We start from the raw sequence: 19,383 nt of genomic DNA on the forward strand, positions 1-19,383 counted from the left end.
CGCTCCGCCCGTGCTCGCCATGGTCGATCCCTCGTGACAGTTCTGGTCGCACCGGCGGGCGCCGGCTTTCACCCGCCTCTGACCTGCGCTTACGATGTGCGCGGGGGATGGGGGTCCGGCACCGTCGTCGTGGCGTGCGCGCCCGCGGGTCGGACGGGACGTTCCCGGAGCTCTTTCTTCCCGAACGACCGCGACCACCACGGAGACAGACATGACGCGTCCTGCCCACGCCCGTCCGAACGGCCACGCCGGCGACCCGGAGGCGCTCCGTGACGACGTCCTCCTCGACGCCGCCCACTCCGGGGACGCCGACGCCTTCGGGGTGCTGCGGGAGCGGTACCACGGCACGGCCCTCGCCGTGGCGCGGTCGCGGACCGGCAGCACGGAGGAGGCGGAGGGCGTCGCCGCGGCGGCTCTCGGACGGATCGAGCAGATCGTCGGCGAGGGCGGCGGCCCCCGCGCCTTCCTCGGTGCCTTCGTCGTGTGGATGGTCGGGCGGGAGGCCGACGGCGGCACGCGGCCGGTCGCGCTGCCGGACGATCCCGCCGACCCCGCGTCCCTGGTCCGGGTCTTCAGCGGCCTGCCCGCCGAGTGGCAGGGCTTCCTCTGGCGCACCGAGGTGCTGGGCCAGAGCGCCCGCCGTGCCTCGGCGGCGCTGGGGCTCGGCGCGGTCGCGGCCGCCGGTCTGCACCGTGACATGGTCCGGGGTCTCCGCGGGCTCTACGGCCAGGCCGCGGCGGACCGGGCGGCGGGACCGGACTGCGCGGAGTTCTCCGCCGAGCTGCCCCACTTCGTCCGGGGCACCCGCGGGCAGCGGAGCCGACGGGACGTCAAGGCGCACCTGGACGGGTGTGCCCGCTGCACCGCCGAGTACCTGGGCCGACAGGACATCGGGACGGGCCTGCGCACGTGGACGCTGCCCGTCCTGGCCGGCCTGCCGCTGTGGGGCACCGAGTCCCTCGAGCTCACCAACCTCATCGCCGCCGCCGGTGCGGGGACCGGCGCGGCCGCCGGAGCAGGGGCCGCAACGGGCGCCGCCGCGGCCGGTGCGCCCGCAGGGGTCGCCGCCGTCGGCGCGGGGGCCTCCCGTGCCCGTCCGGAGGACGCGCCGGGAACCTCGCCGTGGTCGAGCCGCAGGACGAAGGTCCTCCTGGGCGCAGGGGCCCTGGCGACCGCCGTGGCGGTCGCCGCGGTGGGCGTGTCCGGCGGGGGCGACCCGGTCCCGGCCGCCGACAGCCTCGCCGCCGAGCGGGCGCCGCGCACCGCCGAGGACCTGGAGAAGCCGCGCGCGGACGGTCCTGCGGCCGGAGCGGAGCAGGACGACGACGAGTCCGGTGCCGGGGCCTCCGCGGCGGAGCGCGACGGGAGCCCGTCCGGGTCGGCCGAGGCCGCGGCCGGGCAGACGCCGGGCGACGCCCCGGCCGGCGCGACCCAGGACGGTGCTGGGCCGGAGGCCGCGGCCCTCGTGGCCGACGCCGACCGCAGCGATGACGACCTGGCCGGTGACGCTGTGGCCGGTGCCGGCCGCAGCGGTGACGACGCGGGCGCTGCGGCGGCCGCCGGCGGCGTGCCGGGACCGTCCGGGGACGGGGGTGCCACCCCGCCGCGGTCCGGTGCGGAGCGGCCGGCGTCCGTGCCGGGCGGGGACCGTGCCCCGGAGACCGGGACGCCCGGCGCGGCGTCGGGCGATGGAGCCGGAGCTGCCCGGGACGCGTCGTCCGGGGACGCGCCGACGAGCGCGCCGCCGGCCCGCAGGGCCGACGACCCCGCGACCGCTCCCACACCGGCACGGGAGGCGGGCACCCCCTCGCCCGTCCCGTCGGTGCTGACCCCGCAGCCGGTCGTGGACGCGAGCCCCGCGCCGTTCAAGGCGCCGGCGCCCCCGGCCCGGACGGCCGGACCGCCGAGCGACCGCACGGGCTCGGACGCCGCTCCCGGACGCCGGCACGGGCAGCAGGGGGCCGGCGCCCCCGGGGTGCGGTACGCCGAGCGCGGGCCCCGGCACCGCGGGACGAGCTGGGACGAGGACGGGTCCCGCGAGCGGAAGCACTCGGGGCGCCACGGCCGCGAGCACCAGCGGGGGTCGGACGGGGCGCCCGGCCGCTCCGGCGGTCACGCCGACCAGGGGGAGGGCCGCCCCCACCGCTGAGGGCCCAGCCCCGCCCGCCTCTCCCGGAGGCCTGGCGTCACCCGGCGACCCCGCGGCTCCCGGCGGCACTGTGTTACGAACGGGAACGGCTCGTGACAGGAGCGGCGTGCCGCCCTCCACCGGGGCGCTCTACCATGGGCTCGGGGGACCGGGGGGTCCACAGTGCTGGAACCGCGCGCCGTCGGCGTGCGCCGTCATCGTCTTCGCCGGGGGCACGGCCCTGCGGCACCGCTCCCGGGTCGCCCGCACCGCAAGGTGACCGAGCGTTCCCGAGACCGACGGAGACCCCATGACGCGCACGACCGAGCCGCTCGCCCAGGGGCGCACCCCGCGCACCGACGAGGAGCTGCTCGCCGCGGTGCGGGCGCAGCAGCCCGACGCCTTCCCGGACCTGCGGGACCGGCACTGGCACACCGCCGTGGTCGTGGCCCGGCTCCACACGCCGAGCCGCCAGGACGCGGAGCAGCTGGCGGGCACGGCCTTCGACCAGGTCCTCGCGGAGCTCGGCGAGGAGACGCAGGACGAGGACGGGCCGGGGGTCTTCCTGCGGGCACGGCTGGTCGCCGTCGTGGGCCGGGCCGGCGTGGAGCGGGCGAGCGCGGCCGGGACGGTCACCGGCATCTATCTCGGTCTCCCCGCGTCGTGGCAGGCCGTGCTGTGGCACCTGGAGGTCGAGGCCCTCGGGCTCGAGCGGACGGCCGCGGTGCTCGGGCTGAGCCCCGCCGCCACCACCGCGCTGCACCTCGAGGCGCGCGCCGGGCTGCGGGCCGCCTACCGCCGGGCCAGGCAGGACCTGCCGACCCTCGCCGGGTGCGCGGACTGCGCGGCCGACCTCGGCGCCTTCGCCGACGGCGGCCTGTCCGCCGAGCGGACGCAGGCCGTGCAGGACCACCTCGACGAGTGCCCGCGCTGCACCGCCGACCACCTGTACCTGCAGGACACCGAAGCAGGCCTGCGCGGCTGGCTGCTGCCCGTGCTCGCCGGGGTGCCGCTGTGGGACGTCCGGACCGACGAGCTCGTGGAGCTGGTCCGGGCCGCGGGACGGATGAGCGCCGGGCGACTCGGCGCGGCCCCGGGCACCGACGTGGCCGGCGGGGCCCTCGCCGCCGTCCACGTCACCCGGCGGGGCCGGAAGGTGCTGCTCGGCGCCGGGGCCCTGGCGGCCGCGGCGGCGCTGGCCGGGATCGTCGTGACCGGCTCCGGCGGTCCCGGCGACGGGACGACACAGGCCACGGGGCGCCTCGGCGGCTCCGGCGCGACGGGCCCCTCCGCGCCGGAGGCCTCCGCACCCGCGGCCTCCGCCGGGGACGACGGCGCGGCCACCATGGCCCGCGGCGCCGGTGCAGCGGTGCCCGGTGGTGCCGGCGGGGTGCTGTCGCTGCCGACCTCCGAGCCGTCCCCCGGCCCCCTGACCGAGGCCGCGGCCGAGGCACGGACCGCCGGGGCGGGCGGCGGAACGATCACCACCGCGGCCACGACGGACGGACCGGCCGCCGGCTCACGGGAGGCCGCCGCCGATGCCGGCGCGTCGACCGGGCGTCGCACCGAGGCGGCCCCCTCCACCCGGGGGAGCGTCCAGGACGACGGCCGAGCGCCCCGGCCCGCGGCGGCGGGTGGACGGCCCTCGGACAGCGGCACCCCCGGCGGCTCCTCGGCGGCCGGCGGCGGCACTCCTGCGCCGCTGCCCGCGGCCGACGACGACGGCAGCCCGGCCGGGGAGGCCCCTGTCGAGCAACCCCCGGCCGCCGGGCCGACCGAGCCCAGGACGCCGGTGACCGAGAGCCCGGGCACCGAGCCACCCGCGGAGGAGGTCCCGGCCCCGGAGACCCCGGGCGCGGAACAGCCCCCGGCAGAGTCCCCGGCTCCGGAGGCCCCCGAGGCCCCGGCGTCAGAGCCCCCGGCAACGGCGCCCGCGGCAACGGTGCCTCCGGCCGAGGAGCTCCCGTCGACCGGAGCAACCGAGCCGGGGAACCCGTCCCCGGAGCCCGGTGCCGGCGGTGCCACTCCTCCCACCCCCGGCGGGTGACCGCGGCGATCCCTCCGGCACCGGGCGACGAGCACGCCCGGCGCCGGCTGGGAGATCCCTGGGCGTCGCCCGGCCCGGGAAGACCGGCACCGCCGGCGCCGTTGTGCCCAACGGAAGACCCCCGTTCCCGATGAAGGAGCCGCACCCGCGATGCACAGCCACAACAACGGGCTCAAGACCGTCCTGCTGCTCGGCGGCCTGTGGGCGGTGCTGCTGGCCATCGGGTGGGTCGTGGCGAGCGGGACGGGCAGCAGCGTCTTCATCTGGGTCTTCGCGCTGATCGGCCTGGCGTCCACGGCGTACAGCTACTGGAACAGCGACAAGCTCGCCCTGCGCTCCATGCGCGCCATCCCGATCACGGAGCAGCAGGCGCCGGGCTACTACCGCATCGTGCGGGAGCTGTCGCAGCGGGCGAACCAGCCGATGCCCCGTCTGTTCATCGCCCCGACGATGAGCCCCAACGCCTTCGCCACCGGGCGGAACCCGGAGAACTCGGCGGTGTGCGTGACCGAGGGCATCCTCCAGCTGCTCGACGAGCGCGAGCTGCGGGGCGTGCTGGGCCACGAGCTGATGCACGTCTACAACCGGGACATCCTCACGTCCTCGATCGCCGCGGCCGTGGCCGGCATCATCACCTCGGCCGCGCAGTTCCTCCAGTTCTCGGCCATCTTCGGCGGGGGGCGGGGCGGTGACCGCGGCAACCCTCTCGTGGGGCTGCTCCTGGCCTTACTGGCGCCGCTCGCCGCGACCGTCATCCAGCTCGCGGTCTCCCGCACCCGCGAGTACGACGCCGACGAGGACGGCGCGCAGCTCACGGGCGATCCGCTCGCGCTGGCCTCCGCCCTGCGCAAGATCGAGATGGGCACGAATGCCCGGCCGCTGAACCCCGCCGACCAGAAGCTCGTCAACACCTCGCACCTGATGATCGCCAACCCGTTCCGCGGCGGCGGCGCCTCCAGCCTGTTCCGGACCCATCCGCCGACCGCGGACCGCGTGGCCCGGCTCGAGGGCATGGCGGGGATCGGCCGCCGCTGAGCCCGCCCGCCGACGACGACGGAGCCGCCCACCTCGCGAGGTGGGCGGCTCCGTCGTCGCACGGGGGGAGCGGCGCGAGCCGCGCCGCGGGACGAGCTCAGCGGTAGTTGATGAACTGCAGGTCCACCTCGAGATCCGAGCCCTTGAGCAGCGTGATGACGTCCTGGAGGTCGTCGCGGGACTTCGACGACACCCGCAGCTCGTCGCCCTGGATGGTGGCCTTCACGCCCTTGGGGCCCTCGTCGCGGATGAGCTTGGTGATCTTCTTCGCCTGGTCCTGGGCGATGCCCTCCTTCACGGAGGCCTCGATCCGGTACTCCTTGCCGGAGGCGAAGGGCTCCCCGGCGTCGAGGGACTTCAGGGAGATGCCGCGCTTGACCAGCTTCGACTGGAAGACGTCGAGGACGGCGTTGACGCGCTCCTCGGAGTTCGCCTTCATGAGGATCTTCTCGCCGGAGAAGTCGATCTCGGCGCCCACGCCCTTGAAGTCGTAGCGCTGCGCGATCTCCTTCTGGGCCTGGTTCAGGGCGTTGGACACCTCCTGCTTGTCGACCTTGCTGACGACGTCGAACGAGGAATCGCTGGCCATGCTGCCTCCTGGGCTGGGACGGTGGACGGGCGGCGTGCGGCCCGCAGGACTGTGTCCCAGCCTACCGGGGAGGGCCCCGTCACCGTTTCGTGACCTGCGCCCAAGGATCCGCCCAGGTCGGTCTCCCAGGATGGCGGCATGAGCACATCCGAGGGTCACGACGACGTGACGCCCGGCCCGGGGCGGACCCGGCGCGGAAGCGCCGTGGCGGCCACCGCGCTGGCGGCGGTCCTGCTGATGGGCATCGGGCTGGGACCGGCGGCCGCGACCGCCGACGGGACGGCGCCGCCTGCCCGACCGGGCACGGGGGCCTCGGCCACCGAACGGCTCGACCCCCAGGCGGCGCAGCGGCTGATCGGCGTCGCCGAGGACCTCGCGGACGCCGTGACCCACGGCGAGATCACCGCGGAGCAGGCGGAGAAGTTCCTCCAGCAGGTGTGCGAGCGGCTCGCCGCCTGAGTGGTCCCCGGCAATTTCGCATCGCGCCGGATCTTCTGTACTGTTGAACTGCTCCCGCACGCGGGGGCGGCCACCGCCGGTCCGGAAGGGCCGGCGGGAGCACCCCGGCAGATTACCCGAGCGGCCAAAGGGGGCTGACTGTAAATCAGCTGGCAATGCCTACGGGGGTTCGAATCCCTCATCTGCCACGAGTTCCACCACGAAGGCCCCGGTCCGCGCACCGGGGCCTTCGTCGTCCCCGGTCACGGCGGGTCACCACGTCCCCCGCTGCCGGGACGCACCCGCCGACCCCGGCCGCCAGGAGAGCGCCGGGGCGGTGCCCGGGCGGGTATCGAAGGCCACCCGGGCCGCGCGGAAATCCGCACCCGAGTCCCCTAATCCGGGGACACGCCCAAGGCGCCGCCGCGCCGTTCCAGCCTTAACAATTGCTAAGAACATGAATATCCTTGTAGCTTGAGGCGACAGCATCATCCGGCCACGTGCCAGCACTCCCCGAGCCGGCACGTCGGGACCCCCTACTCCGGATGACCAGCAGCACGACCGACCCCGCAGCGATCCCGCCGGCGTGCCACGCCGAGGACGCTCGGAAGGACTGTGCCGCGCGCTGGCACCCCAGGGGCAGGCCCGGGGTTCTGAACGATTGAGGAGACAGACCGATATGACTGCTGTGAAGAAGTGGGTGGCCGCGGGTTCGTCGGCTGCTGTCCTGGCCGGAGGCCTGTTCCTGGGCGCCCCCGCCGCCCACGCCGACACCTGTGTGGCCCCCGCCGCCAGCACCGCGGTGACCAACCTGGTCACCGCCGCCGACCACCTCTACGACGCGGGCACGCACTTCAACTCCCTCGTCACCGACCAGGCGGTCCTGGGCCAGCTCCAGACCCAGCAGGCCGTGCTGGAGGACGCCATCGTGAACGACGACACCATCGGCCGGGCGCAGGCCGCCTGGACCGAGATCCTGCGCCTGCAGGAGTCCTACGCCGCCTCGAGCAGCGATCCCGCCGTGGCCGAGGCCTACGCGGCGAGCTCCGCCGCCGCGGCCAACTTCCAGACCGCCGCCGTGGACGCCCGCGCCCAGGGCGAGGTCTTCATGGAGGACGGCGCGGATCTCGTGGCGCTCTTCCAGGGCAACTGCGACGTCCTGGGCGTCGGGGGCGGCTCCGACGACTGGAGCGACTCGGACGACTGGGCCGGCACCGGCACCGACTCCGGCGTGAACCAGGGCATCAACATGCAGACCGCCGAGGAGGGCGGGCTCAGCACCGGCCTGCTGGCCGGCCTGCTGGCCGCCGGTGCGGCCGTGTCCGGGGCCGTGGCTCTCCGGGTGCGCCGCGCCCGCGCCTGATCCCGAACCGCTGACCGCCCTGGTGCCGCGCTCGCGCGGCACCAGGGCGCAGCCATTTCCCGAGCCGACCCCCGGAGGACGCCAGCATGGACGCACCCGAGCAGCAGACCGCGCCGCGCCGTCGTGCGGGCACGCGCTGGGCCGCCGTCGGCGGTCTCGGCGCCGTGGCCGCCCTGTCCGCGGTCCTGCTGACCGGCCCCTGGGGCGCGGAGGACACCGGCTCCCCGGCCCCGACGGCCACCGCGCCGGTGGAGGCATCCTCGGTGATGCCTCCGAGCGCGGCGGCCACGCGGACGCCGTCCGTCGCAGCGCCCGCCGCCGACCGGCCGGCGGCGGCGGCCCCCGTGCGGCTGACCGTCGAGGACGCCCGGTTCGACGTGACCGTCCTGCCGCTGACGCCGAGCGAGCAGGAGCTGGCCACGGAGCTGCTAATCCCGCCGGACACCCTGGACGGCTACTGGCTCACCCCGTACGGCATGCCCGGCGAGGGCTCGGAGAACACCACGTACATCACCGGCCACAGCTGGGAGGACCGGGACGCCCCGTTCAACCGGCTGAGCGATCCCGGGCTCGTGGGCAGCGAGATCGAGCTGGAGACCGGGTCCGGGACGCTGGAGTACGTGGTGGACTCGGTGGTCACCCACGACAAGAACACCCTGAAGGACAGCGACATCTGGCGCATCGTCCCGGACCGGCTGGTCATCGTCAGCTGCTACACCGAGGACCTCTGGGGGAAGAACGTGGTGCTCACGGCGTCCCCCGCGCCGGCCTGAGCCGGAGTCCCCGGCCCCGAGCTCCGGGTCCCGGCACCGGGCGTCAGCTGAGGGCGGCGCGGACCCGCGGCACCACCTCGGCGCCCAGCAGCGTGATCGACTCGAGCACCAGGTGGTGCGGGACGCCTCCCGCGTCCATCCGGAGCAGGAGGCGCTGGTGGCCGAGCGCGCGCTGCTGCGCCACGATCTTGGCGACCACCTCGTCCACGTCCCCCACCACGAGGGTCCCGTCCGGGCCGCACTCCCGGTCGTACTCCTCCCGGGACCAGCGGGGATCCGCCGGCCCGACAGGCCCGTGGCTGCGGGCCCCCGCCGCGAAGTAGGGGTGGCTGAGCTCCCGGGCCTGCGCCGGGGTGCGCGCGACGAAGCCCGGCACGTTCAGGCCCACCGGGGTGCCGACGTCCCGGCCGGACGCCTCGAGGGCCCGCCGGTAGGCCGCGACGACGGGCACCGCCCCGGCGAAGGGACCGTGGGTGCGCAACAGGGCGAGGGGCAGCCCGAGGGCGCCGGCGCGGGCCACGGAGGCCGGCGTGCCGGAGCTGCCCAGCCAGATCGGCAGGCACGGTTGCAGCGGGCGCGGCTCGAGCTCGAGCTCGACGCCGTCCCGGGCGAGCGGACCGGCGAAGGTCGGGGGACTGGTCTCCCGCAGCGTGAGGAGCCGGCGCAGCTTCTCCTCGAACAGGGCGTCGTGGTCCTGCTGCTCCAGCCCGAGGGCGCGCAGCACGCGCTGCGAGGCGCCGCGGCCCACGATCAGCTCGGCCCGGCCGCCGGAGATGTTGTCCAGCATGGCGATCTGCTCGTAGAGCCGCACCGGGTCCCCGGCCGTGAGCACGGAGACGGCCGTGGTGAGCCGCAGGAGGTGGGTGCGGCCGGCGATGGCGGAGAGCAGCACCACGGGGGAGGCCGCCACCACGTCCGTCCCGTGGTTCTCCCCGACGCCGATCACGGTGAGCCCGGCGCGCTCCGCGGCCTCGGCCTGCTCGATGATGTCCCGCAGGCGCTGGCGGCTGTCGGGCCGGGTGCCCGTCACGGGGTCCGGGACCACCTCGCCCAGCGAGAAGATGCCGATCTCGAAGTTCATGGCGCACCTCGGCGTGCACGGGGTCTGTCCCCGGACCGGCGTCCCGGTCCCGGAGCCCGCGCCGGAGGCCCGGCCCGGACGCCCAGTCTAGTGCGCGCCGGCGGTGCGGTCTTGAGCCGGCAGTGAAATCCTGTGCCCCCGGCCGGCTCTGCCTCTACGCTGGAGGGCATGGCTACTGTTGACATCACCCAGGACACCCTGGGCCAGACCATCGCCGAGAACGACATCGTCCTGCTCGACTGGTGGGCCGAGTGGTGCGGACCCTGCAAGCAGTTCGCACCGACCTACGAGGCCGCCTCGGAGAAGCACGAGGACATCGTCTTCGGGAAGGTCGACACCGAGGAGCAGCAGATGCTCGCCGCGTCGGCCCAGATCTCGTCGATCCCCACGCTCATGGCCTTCCGCGAGGGCATCCTGGTCTTCTCCCAGCCGGGCGCCCTGCCCGCCTCCGCCCTCGACCAGGTCATCGACGCCGTCAAGGGCCTCGACATGGAAGAGGTCCGCGCCGAGGTCGCCAAGCAGTCCCAGGACGCGCCCAACGCCTGACCCCTCCCGCACCACCGCGCCGGGCCCCGCCTCTCCGTGAGGCGGGGCCCGGCGTCGTCGTGCCCGGACCGCCCGGTGCCCCCCGGGCGCGGGGGCACCGGGGGTGCCGGGGCAGCTCAGACGAGGCCCGTGACGCCGAGCAGGGAGCCCACGGCGAACGTGGCGACGAGGGCGAGGGCGCCGCCGACGACGACGCGCAGGGCCGCGCGACCTGTCTGCGGCGTACCCCCGAGACGGGCCCCGAGCCAGCCGGTCAGGGCGAGCGCCGCGAGCACGGCGACGAACGTCACGGGGAGCCGCCACTCCTCCGGCGGCAGCAGGATCGCCAGGAGGGGCAGCAGGGCGCCGAGCAGGAAGGACAGCGCGGAGGCGACCGCCGCGTTCCAGGGGCTGACGATGTCCTCCGCGTCGATGTTGAGCTCGGCGTCGAGGTGCGCGGCCAGGGCGTCGTGCTCGGTCAGCTCCTCCGCGACCCGCCGTGCGGTGTCCTCGGAGAGTCCCTTGGCCTGGTAGATCTCGGCGAGCTCCTGCAGCTCCGCCTCGGGCATCTCGGCGAGCTCCCGCTCCTCCTTCTCGATCAGGGCCCGGTGCGAGTCCGACTGGCTGGAGACGGAGACGTACTCGCCCAGGGCCATGGACAGGGCCCCGCCCACGAGCGCGGCGGCGCCCGCGGTGAGGATCGCGCTCGAGCTGGCGGTGGCGCCCGCGACGCCGACGACCGTCGCGGCGACCGAGACGATGCCGTCGTTGGCGCCCAGCACCCCGGCCCGCAGCTTGTTCATCCGCTCGGTGTAGCCCACGCCGTGGGGCTCCTGGATCACGTGTTCGGTGGTCATGGCTCCATTGAACGCCCGCCGGTGCGGCCGTGCCAGCAAGGACAGGATGTCCTCACCGGCACGCGCCGGAGGGCCACCGGCGCTCACCGGCGCCGGTGGTCCTCCGGGTGCAGCCGCGGAGCGAACGAGGGCTTGCGGAAGCCGGAGGCCCGCAGCAGGCGCACGACCCGCTGCCGGTCGCCCCGCCACGGCTCCAGCAGCTCCAGCATCCGGCGGTCGTCGCCGGGACGCCGGTCGAAGAACCAGCACACGGTGTCCGCGAGGTGGAAGTCGAAGACGCTGACCGAGTCCGGGTCCCCGTGCGTGCACTGGACGATCTCCGCGACCGTCCAGGGCCCCAGGCCGGGGATCGAGCGCAGCCCCCGGTGCAGCTCGGCGTCCAGCGGGGCCCGGCCCAGGCGCTCCAGGGCGGCGGCCCGTCCGGCCACGCGGCGGACGGTGGCGGCCCGGGCGCCGTCGACCCCCGCCCGGTGCCACTCCCACACGGGCACCCGGCACCACGCCTCGGCGGTCGGGGCGATCCGCATTCCCTCCGGCGCCGGACCGGGGGCGGGCTCGCCGTGGCGCCGGACGAGCTGCCGGTGGGCCGCCACGGCCTCGCGGACGGTGACTCGCTGCTCGAGCACCGAGAGCACGGCGCGGTCCAGCACCCGGCCGGTCGAGGGCAGCCGCAGCCCCGGGTGGTGGTGCCGGGCGACGCGCAGCCGGTGGGGGAGCGCGCCGAAGGCGTCCGAGGCCTCGAACCGCTCCCACGCGTCCTCCGCGCCCGCCCAGCGCGGGGCCTCCAGCAGGAACTGCTCGGCGCCCGGTCCCCACGCGCGCACGCGCACGGGCCGCTGCAGGGGCCGGCCGGCGCCGGTGCGGGAGAACAGCGCCGTGACCGGGCCCGCCGGCGTCCGGGCGGTGACCCACACGGCGTCGGGCGCCGCGACCCGGACCAGGGGATCGGCGCTGCCGCGGCCCAGCACGCCGAGCGTCTGGCCCAGGTGCAGCGCGCCCTCGGGGTCCCACACGAGCTCGGCGTCCGGGGCCACCGGGAGCCGGCGGGCGGGCGGGGGAGCGGTGACGGCCATGAGACCATGATGGCAGTCCTGTCCGACGGCGCCCCCCCCCCGCCACCGAGGAGGCCATGCCCGCCACCGCGCTCCGCCGCGCCGCCCCGCCGGCCCGTCCCGCGCCGCTGACCGGGCGGGCGCGGCTGGTGCCGCTGGGCGTGGGGCTCCTCGTGCTCGTCCTGTACGTGTGGTGGTCCCTGCTCCAGTGGCACCGCTGGGAGGTCCCGTCCTGGGACCTGGGGATCTTCACCCAGCTCGCCAAGTCCTACGCCGCCGGGGACGGCCCGGTCGTGCACATCAAGGGCCACGGCGCGAACCTGCTGGGCGACCACTTCCACCCGATCCTGGTGCTGCTGGGGCCGGTCTACGCGCTGTTCCCGTCCGCGCTGACCCTCCTCGTGGTCCAGGACGTCCTCGTGGCCGTCTCCGCGGGGGCACTGACGGGCTTCGCGGTCCGGGCGCTGGGCCCGGGCCCGGGCGCGGCCCTGGGGCTCGCCTACGGGATCAGCTTCGGGCTGCAGGCCGCCGTCGCGGTGCAGTTCCACGAGGTGGCCTTCGCCCTGCCGCTGCTGGTCCTCGCCCTCGGCTGCCTGGTGGAGCGGCGGTGGACTGCGGCCGCGCTGTGGGCCGCCCCCGTCGCGTTCGTCAAGGAGGACCTGGGCGTCACGGTCGCGGTGCTCGGCCTGGTGCTCGCCTGGCGGGCGCACCGCGAGGCGGACGGGGACCGGCGCCCGGTGGCGCTCGGGCTCGCCCTCGCCGCGTGGGGCGCGGCCTGGTCGGCGCTCGCGGTGACCGTGGTGCTGCCCGCCCTGAGCCCGGACGGCCGGTTCGCGTACGCGGACCGGCTGGACCTCGCGGCGGTGGCGGCCGACCCCGCCGGGGCCCTGGTCTCCCTGGTGCTGCCGGGCCAGAAGGCGCTCACCTGGTTGGCCGTGCTGGCGGTGGGCGTGGTGGTCGCCGTGCGCTCGCCGCTGGCGCTCGTGGCGCTGCCCACGCTGCTCTGGCGGATGCTCTCGCCGAACCACGGCTACTGGGGCACGGGCTGGCACTACAGCGCCGTCCTCATGCCCATTGTCTTCGTCGCCCTGCTCGACGCCGTGCTGCGGCTGCGCGGCGGACGCCTCCGGCGGCTCGCCCGGGCCGCGCCGGCACTGGCGCTCGTCGTCGCGCTCCTGCTGGTCCCGGGGCGCCCGCTGGCCGACCTCGTGGACCCCGCCGCCTACCGTCCGGACCCCCGGGCGGGCGCCAAGGCCGCGGTCGTCGCGGCCGTCCCCGAGGGGGCGAGCGTGGCCACGGACCTGACCCTCCTGCACCACCTCGTGCCCGGCGCGCAGGTGCACTGGCTGGGGTCGGAGGGCGATCCCGCCCCCGACTACGTGGTGGTCGACCGGCTCGGGGCCGCGTGGGGCGGGAACCCGCCGGGGGACGTGGCCGGCTGGGCCCGGCAGCGCTACGGCGCCGGCTACACCGAGGTGCGTGACGAGAAGCACCTCGTGCTGGTGCGCCGCCGGGGCTGACCGCGCCGTCGCGTGCGCTAGACTGGACGGACCGAATCCGGTCACTCCCTCACTTTCTCGTGCAACGCGATGCCGTCCGCGCATCGTGTTCGGCCGCGGCCCGTGCCGCGCCGAGTCCGACGCTCCCGCCCCGTGCGGGGCTCCAAGTGGTTGGCAGGGACGTCCGGACACCACGACCGTGGCCGACGCCCCTGGGCATGCTCCCGGGCCGCCACCCGCACAGATAACGAGGCACTTCTCCATGACCGTCGACACCCCCAGCACCCCCGGCACCGCCGAGGAGCACACCATCACCTTCGCCGAGCTCGGCATCGACTCCCGGGTGCTCGCCACCCTGGACGAGGTCGGCTACGAGAACCCCACGCCCATCCAGGCCGCCACCATCCCGGTGCTGCTGCAGGGCAAGGACGTGGTGGGCCTGGCCCAGACCGGCACCGGCAAGACCGCGGCCTTCGCCGTGCCCGCGCTGTCCCGGCTCGCCGAGCTCTCCGACGTCAACGGCGTCTCCCGCGACACCCAGGTCCTGGTGCTCGCCCCGACCCGCGAGCTCGCCCTCCAGGTCGGCGAGGCGTTCTCCTCCTACGCCACCCACCTCGAGGACTTCACCGTCCTGCCGGTCTACGGCGGCTCCCCCTACGGTCCGCAGCTGGCCGGGCTGCGCCGCGGCGCCCAGGTGGTCGTCGGCACGCCCGGTCGCGTGATCGACCACCTCAAGAAGGGGTCCCTGGACCTGTCCCACCTGCAGTACGTGGTCCTCGACGAGGCCGACGAGATGCTGCGCATGGGCTTCGCCGAGGACGTCGAGCAGATCCTCTCGCAGACGCCCGTCGAGAAGCAGGTCGCCCTGTTCTCCGCGACCATGCCCCCCGCGATCCGCAAGATCGCCAAGCAGTACCTGCGGGACCCGCAGGAGATCGCCGTCAAGGGCAAGACCACCACGGGCACCAACACCCGCCAGCGGTACCTGCAGGTCATGGGCTCCCACAAGATGGAGGCCATGACCCGCATCCTCGAGGTCGGGGACTACGACGGCGTCATCGTCTTCGTGCGCACCAAGGCCGCCACCGAGGAGGTCGCCGACCGGCTCAAGGCCCGCGGCTACGCGGCCGCCGCGATCAACGGCGACATCCCGCAGAACATGCGCGAGCGCACGGTCGAGGCCCTGCGTGAGGGCAAGATCGACGTCCTCGTGGCCACGGACGTCGCGGCCCGCGGGCTCGACGTCGAGCGCATCTCGCTCGTGGTCAACTACGACATCCCGCACGACACCGAGTCCTACGTGCACCGGATCGGGCGCACCGGCCGCGCCGGGCGCTCCGGCGAGGCGATCCTGTTCATGACCCCGCGGGAGAAGTACCTGCTGCGCGCGATCGAGAAGGCCACCCGCCAGCCGGTGGAGCTCATGCGCATGCCCTCCACGGAGGACGTGAACCAGACCCGCAAGGACAAGTTCGCCCAGCAGATCACGGACACCATGGAGTCCGAGGACCTCGGCCAGTTCCGCGAGCTCGTCGAGCAGTACCAGGCGGAGCACGACGTCGACGCCGTGGAGATCGCCGCCGCGATCGCCGTGATGGCCCAGGACGGGCGGCCCTTCTTCGTGGAGGAGCTGCCCGAGCCGGTGCAGCGCACCCGCGACCGGGACCGTCCGGGGCGGGACGGCGACGACCGTCCGCGCCGCGAGCCGCGCACCGAGAAGGGCATGGCCACCTACCGGATGTCCGTCGGCCACCGGCACCGCGTCTCGCCGGGCTCCGTGGTGGGGGCCCTCACCAACGAGGGAGGGCTGAGCGGCGAGCAGATCGGGGCGATCGACATCCGCTCGACCCACACCCTCGTGGGCCTGCCCGAGAACCTGCCCGCCTCCACCCTGGACCGGCTCTCCCGCACGCGCATCAACGGTGAGCTCATCCAGCTCGAGGCCGACCGCGGTCCGGGTGCCGGCGGCCGGACCCGGCCCCGCAGCACCTCGTCCTCCTACCAGGACCGCCCCCGCCGCGGCGGCGGCGCCCGGGGCGACGACTCCCGCGGCGGCTACCAGGGCAAGCGCTCCGGGTACTCCGCGGGCGACCGGGACGGCGAGAAGCCGTTCCGCAAGCCGCGCAGCAAGAAGTACTGAGCCCGGGGGCAGGACCCCGGACCGGGAGGAGGGACGGGCCGCACGGCCCGTCCCTCCTTCATCTGCCTCTCACGTGCCGTCGATAGGCTGGGGCGCATGTCGGGCGCGCGGTGGGAGAGGGTGCGGACGGAGCTGCGGTCCGTGCGCAGCCGGGTGCTCGCCACGACCATCGCCTTCCTGGCGGTCGCCCTCCTCGCCGTGGGCGGGATCACCCACTACCTGCGCCTGGTGGACCTCGACGAGTCCGTGCGCCAGGACATCGTCCAGGAGGCGGGGGAGCTGCAGCGGCTCGCGCAGCGCGGACCGCTCGGCCCGGACGCCTCTCTCTCGGAGGACCTGGACGCCACGGCCGAGGAGCCGTTCACGGACCTGCCGCAGCTCTTCTACACCTTCATGACCACCACGGTGCCCGGGGAGCACGAGAGCATCCTCGCGCTCGTCGGCGGCGAGCCGGCGTTCGAGCACGCCGACCGGTCACGGTTCCAGCTCGACGCCCCCGCCACGCTCGCCGCGGCCGTGGAGCGGGCCCGGCCCGGGCAGACCGTCGTCTTCGACCTCGAGCAGGACGGCCGGACGCTCCGTCTCGGCGTCATCTCGGTGGTCCTGGACGAGGACCCGCGCCAGGGCTACCTCGTGGTCGGCTTCGACATGAGCGCCCAGCGCCGGATCGTGCTGGACTCGCTGTGGCGCTACCTCGGCATCGCCGCCCTCACGACGGTGGTGGCGGGGCTGGTGGCCTACGTCCTGGTGGGCCGGGTCACCGCACCGATCACCCGCCTGCGCCGGGCCACGGAGCAGATCAGCCCGGACGACCTGGGGCGACGCGTTCCCGTCACGCAGGACGACTCGGACGTGGGCCAGCTCGCCGTGAACTTCAACGGCATGCTCAGCCGGATCGAGGCGGCCTTCGTCCAGCAGCGCCAGTTCCTCGACGACGCCGCGCACGAGCTGCGCACCCCCCTGACCATCCTGCACGGCAACCTCGAGCTGATGGACGAGCACGACCCCGCCGACGTCGCGGAGACCCGGGCGATGCTCCTCGACGAGATCGAGCGGATGAACCGCCTCGTGGAGGACCTGCTGCTGCTCGCCAAGGCCCAGCGTGCCGACTTCATCCGCCCCGGCCCCGTGGACGTCCCGGCCTGGCTGGACGACACGATGGACCGGCTGCGCGCGCTGGGGGACCGGCGCTGGGAGCTCGAGGCGCGGGCCGAAGGGCAGGTCGTGGCCGACGCGCAGCGGCTCACCCAGGCGGTCGTGCAGCTCGCCGCCAACGCGGTGAAGTTCTCCGCCCCCGGGGACCTCGTGGCCCTCGGCGCCGCCTGGGCCACCGGGCCCGCCGCGCCCGGCGAGGACGCCCCCGCGCGCAGCCTCGAGGTGTGGGTCCGGGACACCGGCGTGGGCGTGGCCCCGGAGGACCAGCAGCGGATCTTCGAGCGCTTCGGCCGGGCCGAGACCGGGCGCACCGTGGAGGGCTCCGGGCTCGGCCTCGCGATCGTGGCCGCCATCGCCCACGGGCACGGCGGGACCGTGGGGCTGCGGTCGAGCCCCGGCCGCGGCGCCACGTTCACGCTCCGGCTGCCGGAGTCCCCGCCCGCCGCGGCCCCGGTCCCCCCGGCCGGTGCCGCCGGGTCCGGTGCAGCGGTGCCTCCCGCCCCCGTGCCCGGTCCCGACCTCAGCCCCGCACCCTCCAGGAAGTAGAGGCACCCCATGGCCAGCATCCTCATCGCCGAGGACGAGGAGCGCATCGCGCGCTTCATCCAGAAGGGCCTGCGCGCCGCGGGCTACACGACCACCGTGGTCGAGGACGGCACGAGCGCCCTCGACTACGCGAGCACCGGGGAGTTCGACCTGCTCGTCCTCGACGTGGGTCTGCCGGGCATGGACGGCTTCCAGGTGCTCTCGGTGCTGCGGTCCCTGGGCTTCTCGATCCCCGTGATCATGTGCACCGCCCGCGACTCGGTCGAGGACACCGTCGCGGGGCTGGAGCAGGGGGCCGACGACTACCTCGCGAAGCCGTTCCGGTTCCAGGAGCTGCTGGCGCGCGTCCGGGCCCGGCTCCGGGACCGCGCGGTGGCCGAGCAGACCGACGACGGGCTGCGCTACGGCGGGCTCGCCCTCGACGTCGGGACCCGGTGCGCGGTGCTCGAGGACCGGCAGGTCGAGCTCTCCGCCCGGGAGTTCGCCATGGCCAGGGCGTTCCTCGAGAGCCCCGGTCAGGTGCTCACGCGCGAGCAGCTGCTGAACAAGGTCTGGGGCTACGACTTCGACGGCTCGTCCAACGTGGTGGACGTCTACGTCCGCTACCTGCGCAACAAGCTCGGCGCGGAGCGCATCGTCACCGTGCGCGGAGCCGGCTACCGCCTCGCCAAGCTCTGATCGGCACCGGCCCGGTAGGGTGATCCGGGGCACGGCCCCGGCCACCCGACGGACCGATCTGACGAGGAACCAGCATGAGCGAAGCGAACGAGAAGTCTTTCGCGGCCCACCGCGCCCGCACGGACGACGACGGCGGGGCGCCCGCCAAGTGGAAGATCGTCGGCCCAGGCCTGGTGGTCGCCGCCACGGGCGTCGGCGCCGCCGACATGGTCGCCACCCTGGTCGCCGGGTCCCGGTACGGGTACGGACTGCTGTGGGCGGTGATCCTCGGCGTGATCCTCAAGATCATCCTCGTGGAGGGCGCCGGGCGCTTCACCCTGGCCACCGGCAGGACGATCTTCGAGGGCTGGCGGTCACTGGGCCGGTGGACCACCTGGTACTTCGGCCCGTACATCATGATCTGGGGCTTCGTCTACGGCGCCACCGCGATGTCCTCGGCGGCGCTGCCCCTCGCGGCGGTGTTCCCCGTCCTGCCCCTGTGGGCCTGGGCGATCATCATGGGGCTGCTCGGGTTCGTCATGGTGTGGTTCGGGAAGTACTCCTTCTTCGAGAAGGTCACCGCCGCCCTGGTCGGCCTGATGTTCGTCACCGTGGTGGGGCTGGCGGTCATCGCCGCCCCCAACATCCCCGAGATGCTGACGGGCCTGGTGCCCGTCATCCCGGAGGGCGGCGTGCTCTACACGCTGGCGCTCGCCGGGGGCGTGGGCGGCACCATCACGCTGGCGGCCTACGGCTACTGGCTGCGCGAGAAGGGGTGGTACACGCCCAAGTGGATGCGCGTCATGCGGATCGACAACTCCATGGCCTACGTCGTGACGGGGGTCTTCGTCATCGCCATGCTCGTGGTGGGCGCCGAGGTGGTCCGCTCCGCCGGGGTGGCGCTCAGCTCCGGTGACGAGGGCCTGCTCGACCTCTACGCCGTGCTGCGCGCGGAGTACGGCGACGTGGTCGGCACCGGCTTCCTCATCGGCTTCTGGGCCGCGTCCTTCTCCTCGATCATCGGCGTCTGGAACGGCGTCTCCCTCATGTTCGCGGACTTCTGGGGCAACATCCGCGGCAAGGAGTCCGGCCACCCCGACACCCGGGTGGGCGGCAAGTACTTCCGCTTCTACGTGCTGTGGCTGACGTTCCCGCCCATGGTCCTCTTCGCCCTGGGGCAGCCGATCGGCCTGATCCTGGCCTACGGCGTCCTCGGCTCGCTGTTCATGCCGTTCCTCGCCCTCACGCTGCTGGGCCTGCTCAACGGCAGCCGGATCCCGAAGGAGTGGGCCAACAAGCTCCACACCAACATCGCCCTGGGCATCACGGCCCTGCTCTTCGCCGTCCTGGGCGGCCAGCAGCTGGTCAAGGCGGTCGCGCCGGTCTTCGGCGGCTGAGCCGGCCCGCGGCCGGTCCACGCGGGCGGACCGGCCCGCCGGGGCCTCCGGGCCGGTCCCGGCGGGCCGGGCGTCCGCAGATGAGAACCTTTTCATCGACG

At 75.0% G+C, this 19,383-nt stretch carries 16 protein-coding genes and 1 tRNA gene; 13 read left to right on the forward strand and 4 right to left on the reverse strand.

What is annotated here, in order from left to right; all coding sequences use genetic code 11:
- Positions 1-211: 211 nt before the first annotated feature.
- The 3 genes from EQG70_RS05440 to htpX all read left to right on the forward strand — a co-directional run bounded on the left by EQG70_RS05440 (position 212) and on the right by htpX (position 5,210).
- A complete protein-coding gene (locus EQG70_RS05440) occupies positions 212-2,149 on the forward strand; it encodes a zf-HC2 domain-containing protein (RefSeq protein ID WP_109268139.1) in 1,938 nt (645 codons plus the stop codon).
- A 289-nt stretch (positions 2,150-2,438) separates the two neighbouring features.
- On the forward strand, positions 2,439-4,175 hold the full coding sequence (locus EQG70_RS05445) for a zf-HC2 domain-containing protein (protein ID WP_109268138.1): 1,737 nt from the start codon (positions 2,439-2,441) through the stop codon (positions 4,173-4,175).
- A 150-nt stretch (positions 4,176-4,325) separates the two neighbouring features.
- Positions 4,326-5,210 carry a zinc metalloprotease HtpX gene (gene htpX, locus EQG70_RS05450; RefSeq protein ID WP_109268137.1) on the forward strand — a complete coding sequence of 295 codons (885 nt, stop codon included), beginning with the start codon at positions 4,326-4,328 and terminating at the stop codon, positions 5,208-5,210.
- A gap of 97 nt (positions 5,211-5,307) precedes the next feature.
- Here the strand turns inward: htpX and EQG70_RS05455 are convergent, their stop codons facing one another.
- A complete protein-coding gene (locus tag EQG70_RS05455; RefSeq protein ID WP_017832435.1) occupies positions 5,308-5,799 on the reverse strand; it encodes a YajQ family cyclic di-GMP-binding protein in 492 nt (163 codons plus the stop codon).
- Between the two features lie 138 nt (positions 5,800-5,937).
- Here EQG70_RS05455 and EQG70_RS05460 point away from each other — a divergent pair, with 138 nt between their 5' ends.
- The 4 genes from EQG70_RS05460 to EQG70_RS05475 all read left to right on the forward strand — a co-directional run bounded on the left by EQG70_RS05460 (position 5,938) and on the right by EQG70_RS05475 (position 8,373).
- A complete protein-coding gene (locus EQG70_RS05460; RefSeq protein WP_017832434.1) occupies positions 5,938-6,258 on the forward strand; it encodes a hypothetical protein in 321 nt (106 codons plus the stop codon).
- 106 nt (positions 6,259-6,364) lie between these two features.
- Positions 6,365-6,446, forward strand: a tRNA-Tyr gene (locus EQG70_RS05465).
- A 470-nt stretch (positions 6,447-6,916) separates the two neighbouring features.
- Positions 6,917-7,600: a hypothetical protein gene (locus EQG70_RS05470; RefSeq protein ID WP_126346187.1), complete on the forward strand. Its 684-nt coding sequence runs from the start codon at positions 6,917-6,919 to the stop codon at positions 7,598-7,600.
- Between the two features lie 86 nt (positions 7,601-7,686).
- Positions 7,687-8,373 carry a class F sortase gene (locus EQG70_RS05475; RefSeq protein ID WP_109268135.1) on the forward strand — a complete coding sequence of 229 codons (687 nt, stop codon included), beginning with the start codon at positions 7,687-7,689 and terminating at the stop codon, positions 8,371-8,373.
- A 43-nt stretch (positions 8,374-8,416) separates the two neighbouring features.
- Here EQG70_RS05475 and EQG70_RS05480 read toward each other — a convergent pair whose 3' ends face one another.
- Complete coding sequence (locus EQG70_RS05480; protein ID WP_109243594.1) at positions 8,417-9,454, reverse strand: LLM class flavin-dependent oxidoreductase; 1,038 nt, start codon at positions 9,452-9,454, stop codon at positions 8,417-8,419.
- A 168-nt stretch (positions 9,455-9,622) separates the two neighbouring features.
- Between EQG70_RS05480 and trxA the strand changes: the two genes are divergently transcribed.
- Positions 9,623-10,000 carry a thioredoxin gene (gene trxA, locus EQG70_RS05485; RefSeq protein WP_035924949.1) on the forward strand — a complete coding sequence of 126 codons (378 nt, stop codon included), beginning with the start codon at positions 9,623-9,625 and terminating at the stop codon, positions 9,998-10,000.
- Positions 10,001-10,116: 116 nt separating this feature from the next.
- Here trxA and EQG70_RS05490 read toward each other — a convergent pair whose 3' ends face one another.
- A complete protein-coding gene (locus EQG70_RS05490; RefSeq protein ID WP_109221997.1) occupies positions 10,117-10,836 on the reverse strand; it encodes a VIT1/CCC1 transporter family protein in 720 nt (239 codons plus the stop codon).
- A gap of 83 nt (positions 10,837-10,919) precedes the next feature.
- Entirely contained in the window at positions 10,920-11,909 is a 990-nt protein-coding gene (locus tag EQG70_RS05495; RefSeq protein WP_017834261.1) for a DNA-3-methyladenine glycosylase family protein, read from the reverse strand.
- Positions 11,910-11,965: 56 nt separating this feature from the next.
- Here EQG70_RS05495 and EQG70_RS05500 point away from each other — a divergent pair, with 56 nt between their 5' ends.
- From EQG70_RS05500 to EQG70_RS05520, 5 genes are all read left to right on the forward strand, one after another.
- The gene (locus EQG70_RS05500) at positions 11,966-13,408 is read left to right on the forward strand and encodes a DUF2079 domain-containing protein (protein WP_095651600.1); all 1,443 of its coding nucleotides are present in this window, start codon (positions 11,966-11,968) and stop codon (positions 13,406-13,408) included.
- Between the two features lie 241 nt (positions 13,409-13,649).
- On the forward strand, positions 13,650-15,527 hold the full coding sequence (locus tag EQG70_RS05505; RefSeq protein WP_035924945.1) for a DEAD/DEAH box helicase: 1,878 nt from the start codon (positions 13,650-13,652) through the stop codon (positions 15,525-15,527).
- 96 nt (positions 15,528-15,623) lie between these two features.
- The gene (locus EQG70_RS05510) at positions 15,624-17,228 is read left to right on the forward strand and encodes a sensor histidine kinase (RefSeq protein WP_109268134.1); all 1,605 of its coding nucleotides are present in this window, start codon (positions 15,624-15,626) and stop codon (positions 17,226-17,228) included.
- A 9-nt stretch (positions 17,229-17,237) separates the two neighbouring features.
- Positions 17,238-17,906: a response regulator transcription factor gene (locus EQG70_RS05515; RefSeq protein WP_017834257.1), complete on the forward strand. Its 669-nt coding sequence runs from the start codon at positions 17,238-17,240 to the stop codon at positions 17,904-17,906.
- A 74-nt stretch (positions 17,907-17,980) separates the two neighbouring features.
- Complete coding sequence (locus EQG70_RS05520) at positions 17,981-19,282, forward strand: Nramp family divalent metal transporter (protein ID WP_017834256.1); 1,302 nt, start codon at positions 17,981-17,983, stop codon at positions 19,280-19,282.
- Positions 19,283-19,383 lie beyond the last annotated feature (101 nt).

Origin of the sequence: Kocuria rosea (assembly GCF_006094695.1) — a bacterium.
Classification (GTDB): Bacteria; Actinomycetota; Actinomycetes; order Actinomycetales; family Micrococcaceae; genus Kocuria; species Kocuria rosea.

What these genes read in the sequence shown, in the direction of transcription:
- trxA (WP_035924949.1), top strand. Translation starts at nt 9,623, where the DNA reads ATGGCTACTGTTGACATCACCCAGGACACCCTGGGCCAGACCATCGCC.
- EQG70_RS05500 (WP_095651600.1), top strand. Translation starts at nt 11,966, where the DNA reads ATGCCCGCCACCGCGCTCCGCCGCGCCGCCCCGCCGGCCCGTCCCGCG.
- EQG70_RS05440 (WP_109268139.1), top strand. Translation starts at nt 212, where the DNA reads ATGACGCGTCCTGCCCACGCCCGTCCGAACGGCCACGCCGGCGACCCG.
- EQG70_RS05445 (WP_109268138.1), top strand. Translation starts at nt 2,439, where the DNA reads ATGACGCGCACGACCGAGCCGCTCGCCCAGGGGCGCACCCCGCGCACC.
- EQG70_RS05505 (WP_035924945.1), top strand. Translation starts at nt 13,650, where the DNA reads ATGACCGTCGACACCCCCAGCACCCCCGGCACCGCCGAGGAGCACACC.
- EQG70_RS05460 (WP_017832434.1), top strand. Translation starts at nt 5,938, where the DNA reads ATGAGCACATCCGAGGGTCACGACGACGTGACGCCCGGCCCGGGGCGG.
- EQG70_RS05480 (WP_109243594.1), bottom strand. Translation starts at nt 9,454, where the DNA reads ATGAACTTCGAGATCGGCATCTTCTCGCTGGGCGAGGTGGTCCCGGAC.
- EQG70_RS05470 (WP_126346187.1), top strand. Translation starts at nt 6,917, where the DNA reads ATGACTGCTGTGAAGAAGTGGGTGGCCGCGGGTTCGTCGGCTGCTGTC.
- EQG70_RS05520 (WP_017834256.1), top strand. Translation starts at nt 17,981, where the DNA reads ATGAGCGAAGCGAACGAGAAGTCTTTCGCGGCCCACCGCGCCCGCACG.
- EQG70_RS05455 (WP_017832435.1), bottom strand. Translation starts at nt 5,799, where the DNA reads ATGGCCAGCGATTCCTCGTTCGACGTCGTCAGCAAGGTCGACAAGCAG.
- EQG70_RS05475 (WP_109268135.1), top strand. Translation starts at nt 7,687, where the DNA reads ATGGACGCACCCGAGCAGCAGACCGCGCCGCGCCGTCGTGCGGGCACG.
- EQG70_RS05515 (WP_017834257.1), top strand. Translation starts at nt 17,238, where the DNA reads ATGGCCAGCATCCTCATCGCCGAGGACGAGGAGCGCATCGCGCGCTTC.
- EQG70_RS05510 (WP_109268134.1), top strand. Translation starts at nt 15,624, where the DNA reads ATGTCGGGCGCGCGGTGGGAGAGGGTGCGGACGGAGCTGCGGTCCGTG.
- htpX (WP_109268137.1), top strand. Translation starts at nt 4,326, where the DNA reads ATGCACAGCCACAACAACGGGCTCAAGACCGTCCTGCTGCTCGGCGGC.
- EQG70_RS05490 (WP_109221997.1), bottom strand. Translation starts at nt 10,836, where the DNA reads ATGACCACCGAACACGTGATCCAGGAGCCCCACGGCGTGGGCTACACC.
- EQG70_RS05495 (WP_017834261.1), bottom strand. Translation starts at nt 11,909, where the DNA reads ATGGCCGTCACCGCTCCCCCGCCCGCCCGCCGGCTCCCGGTGGCCCCG.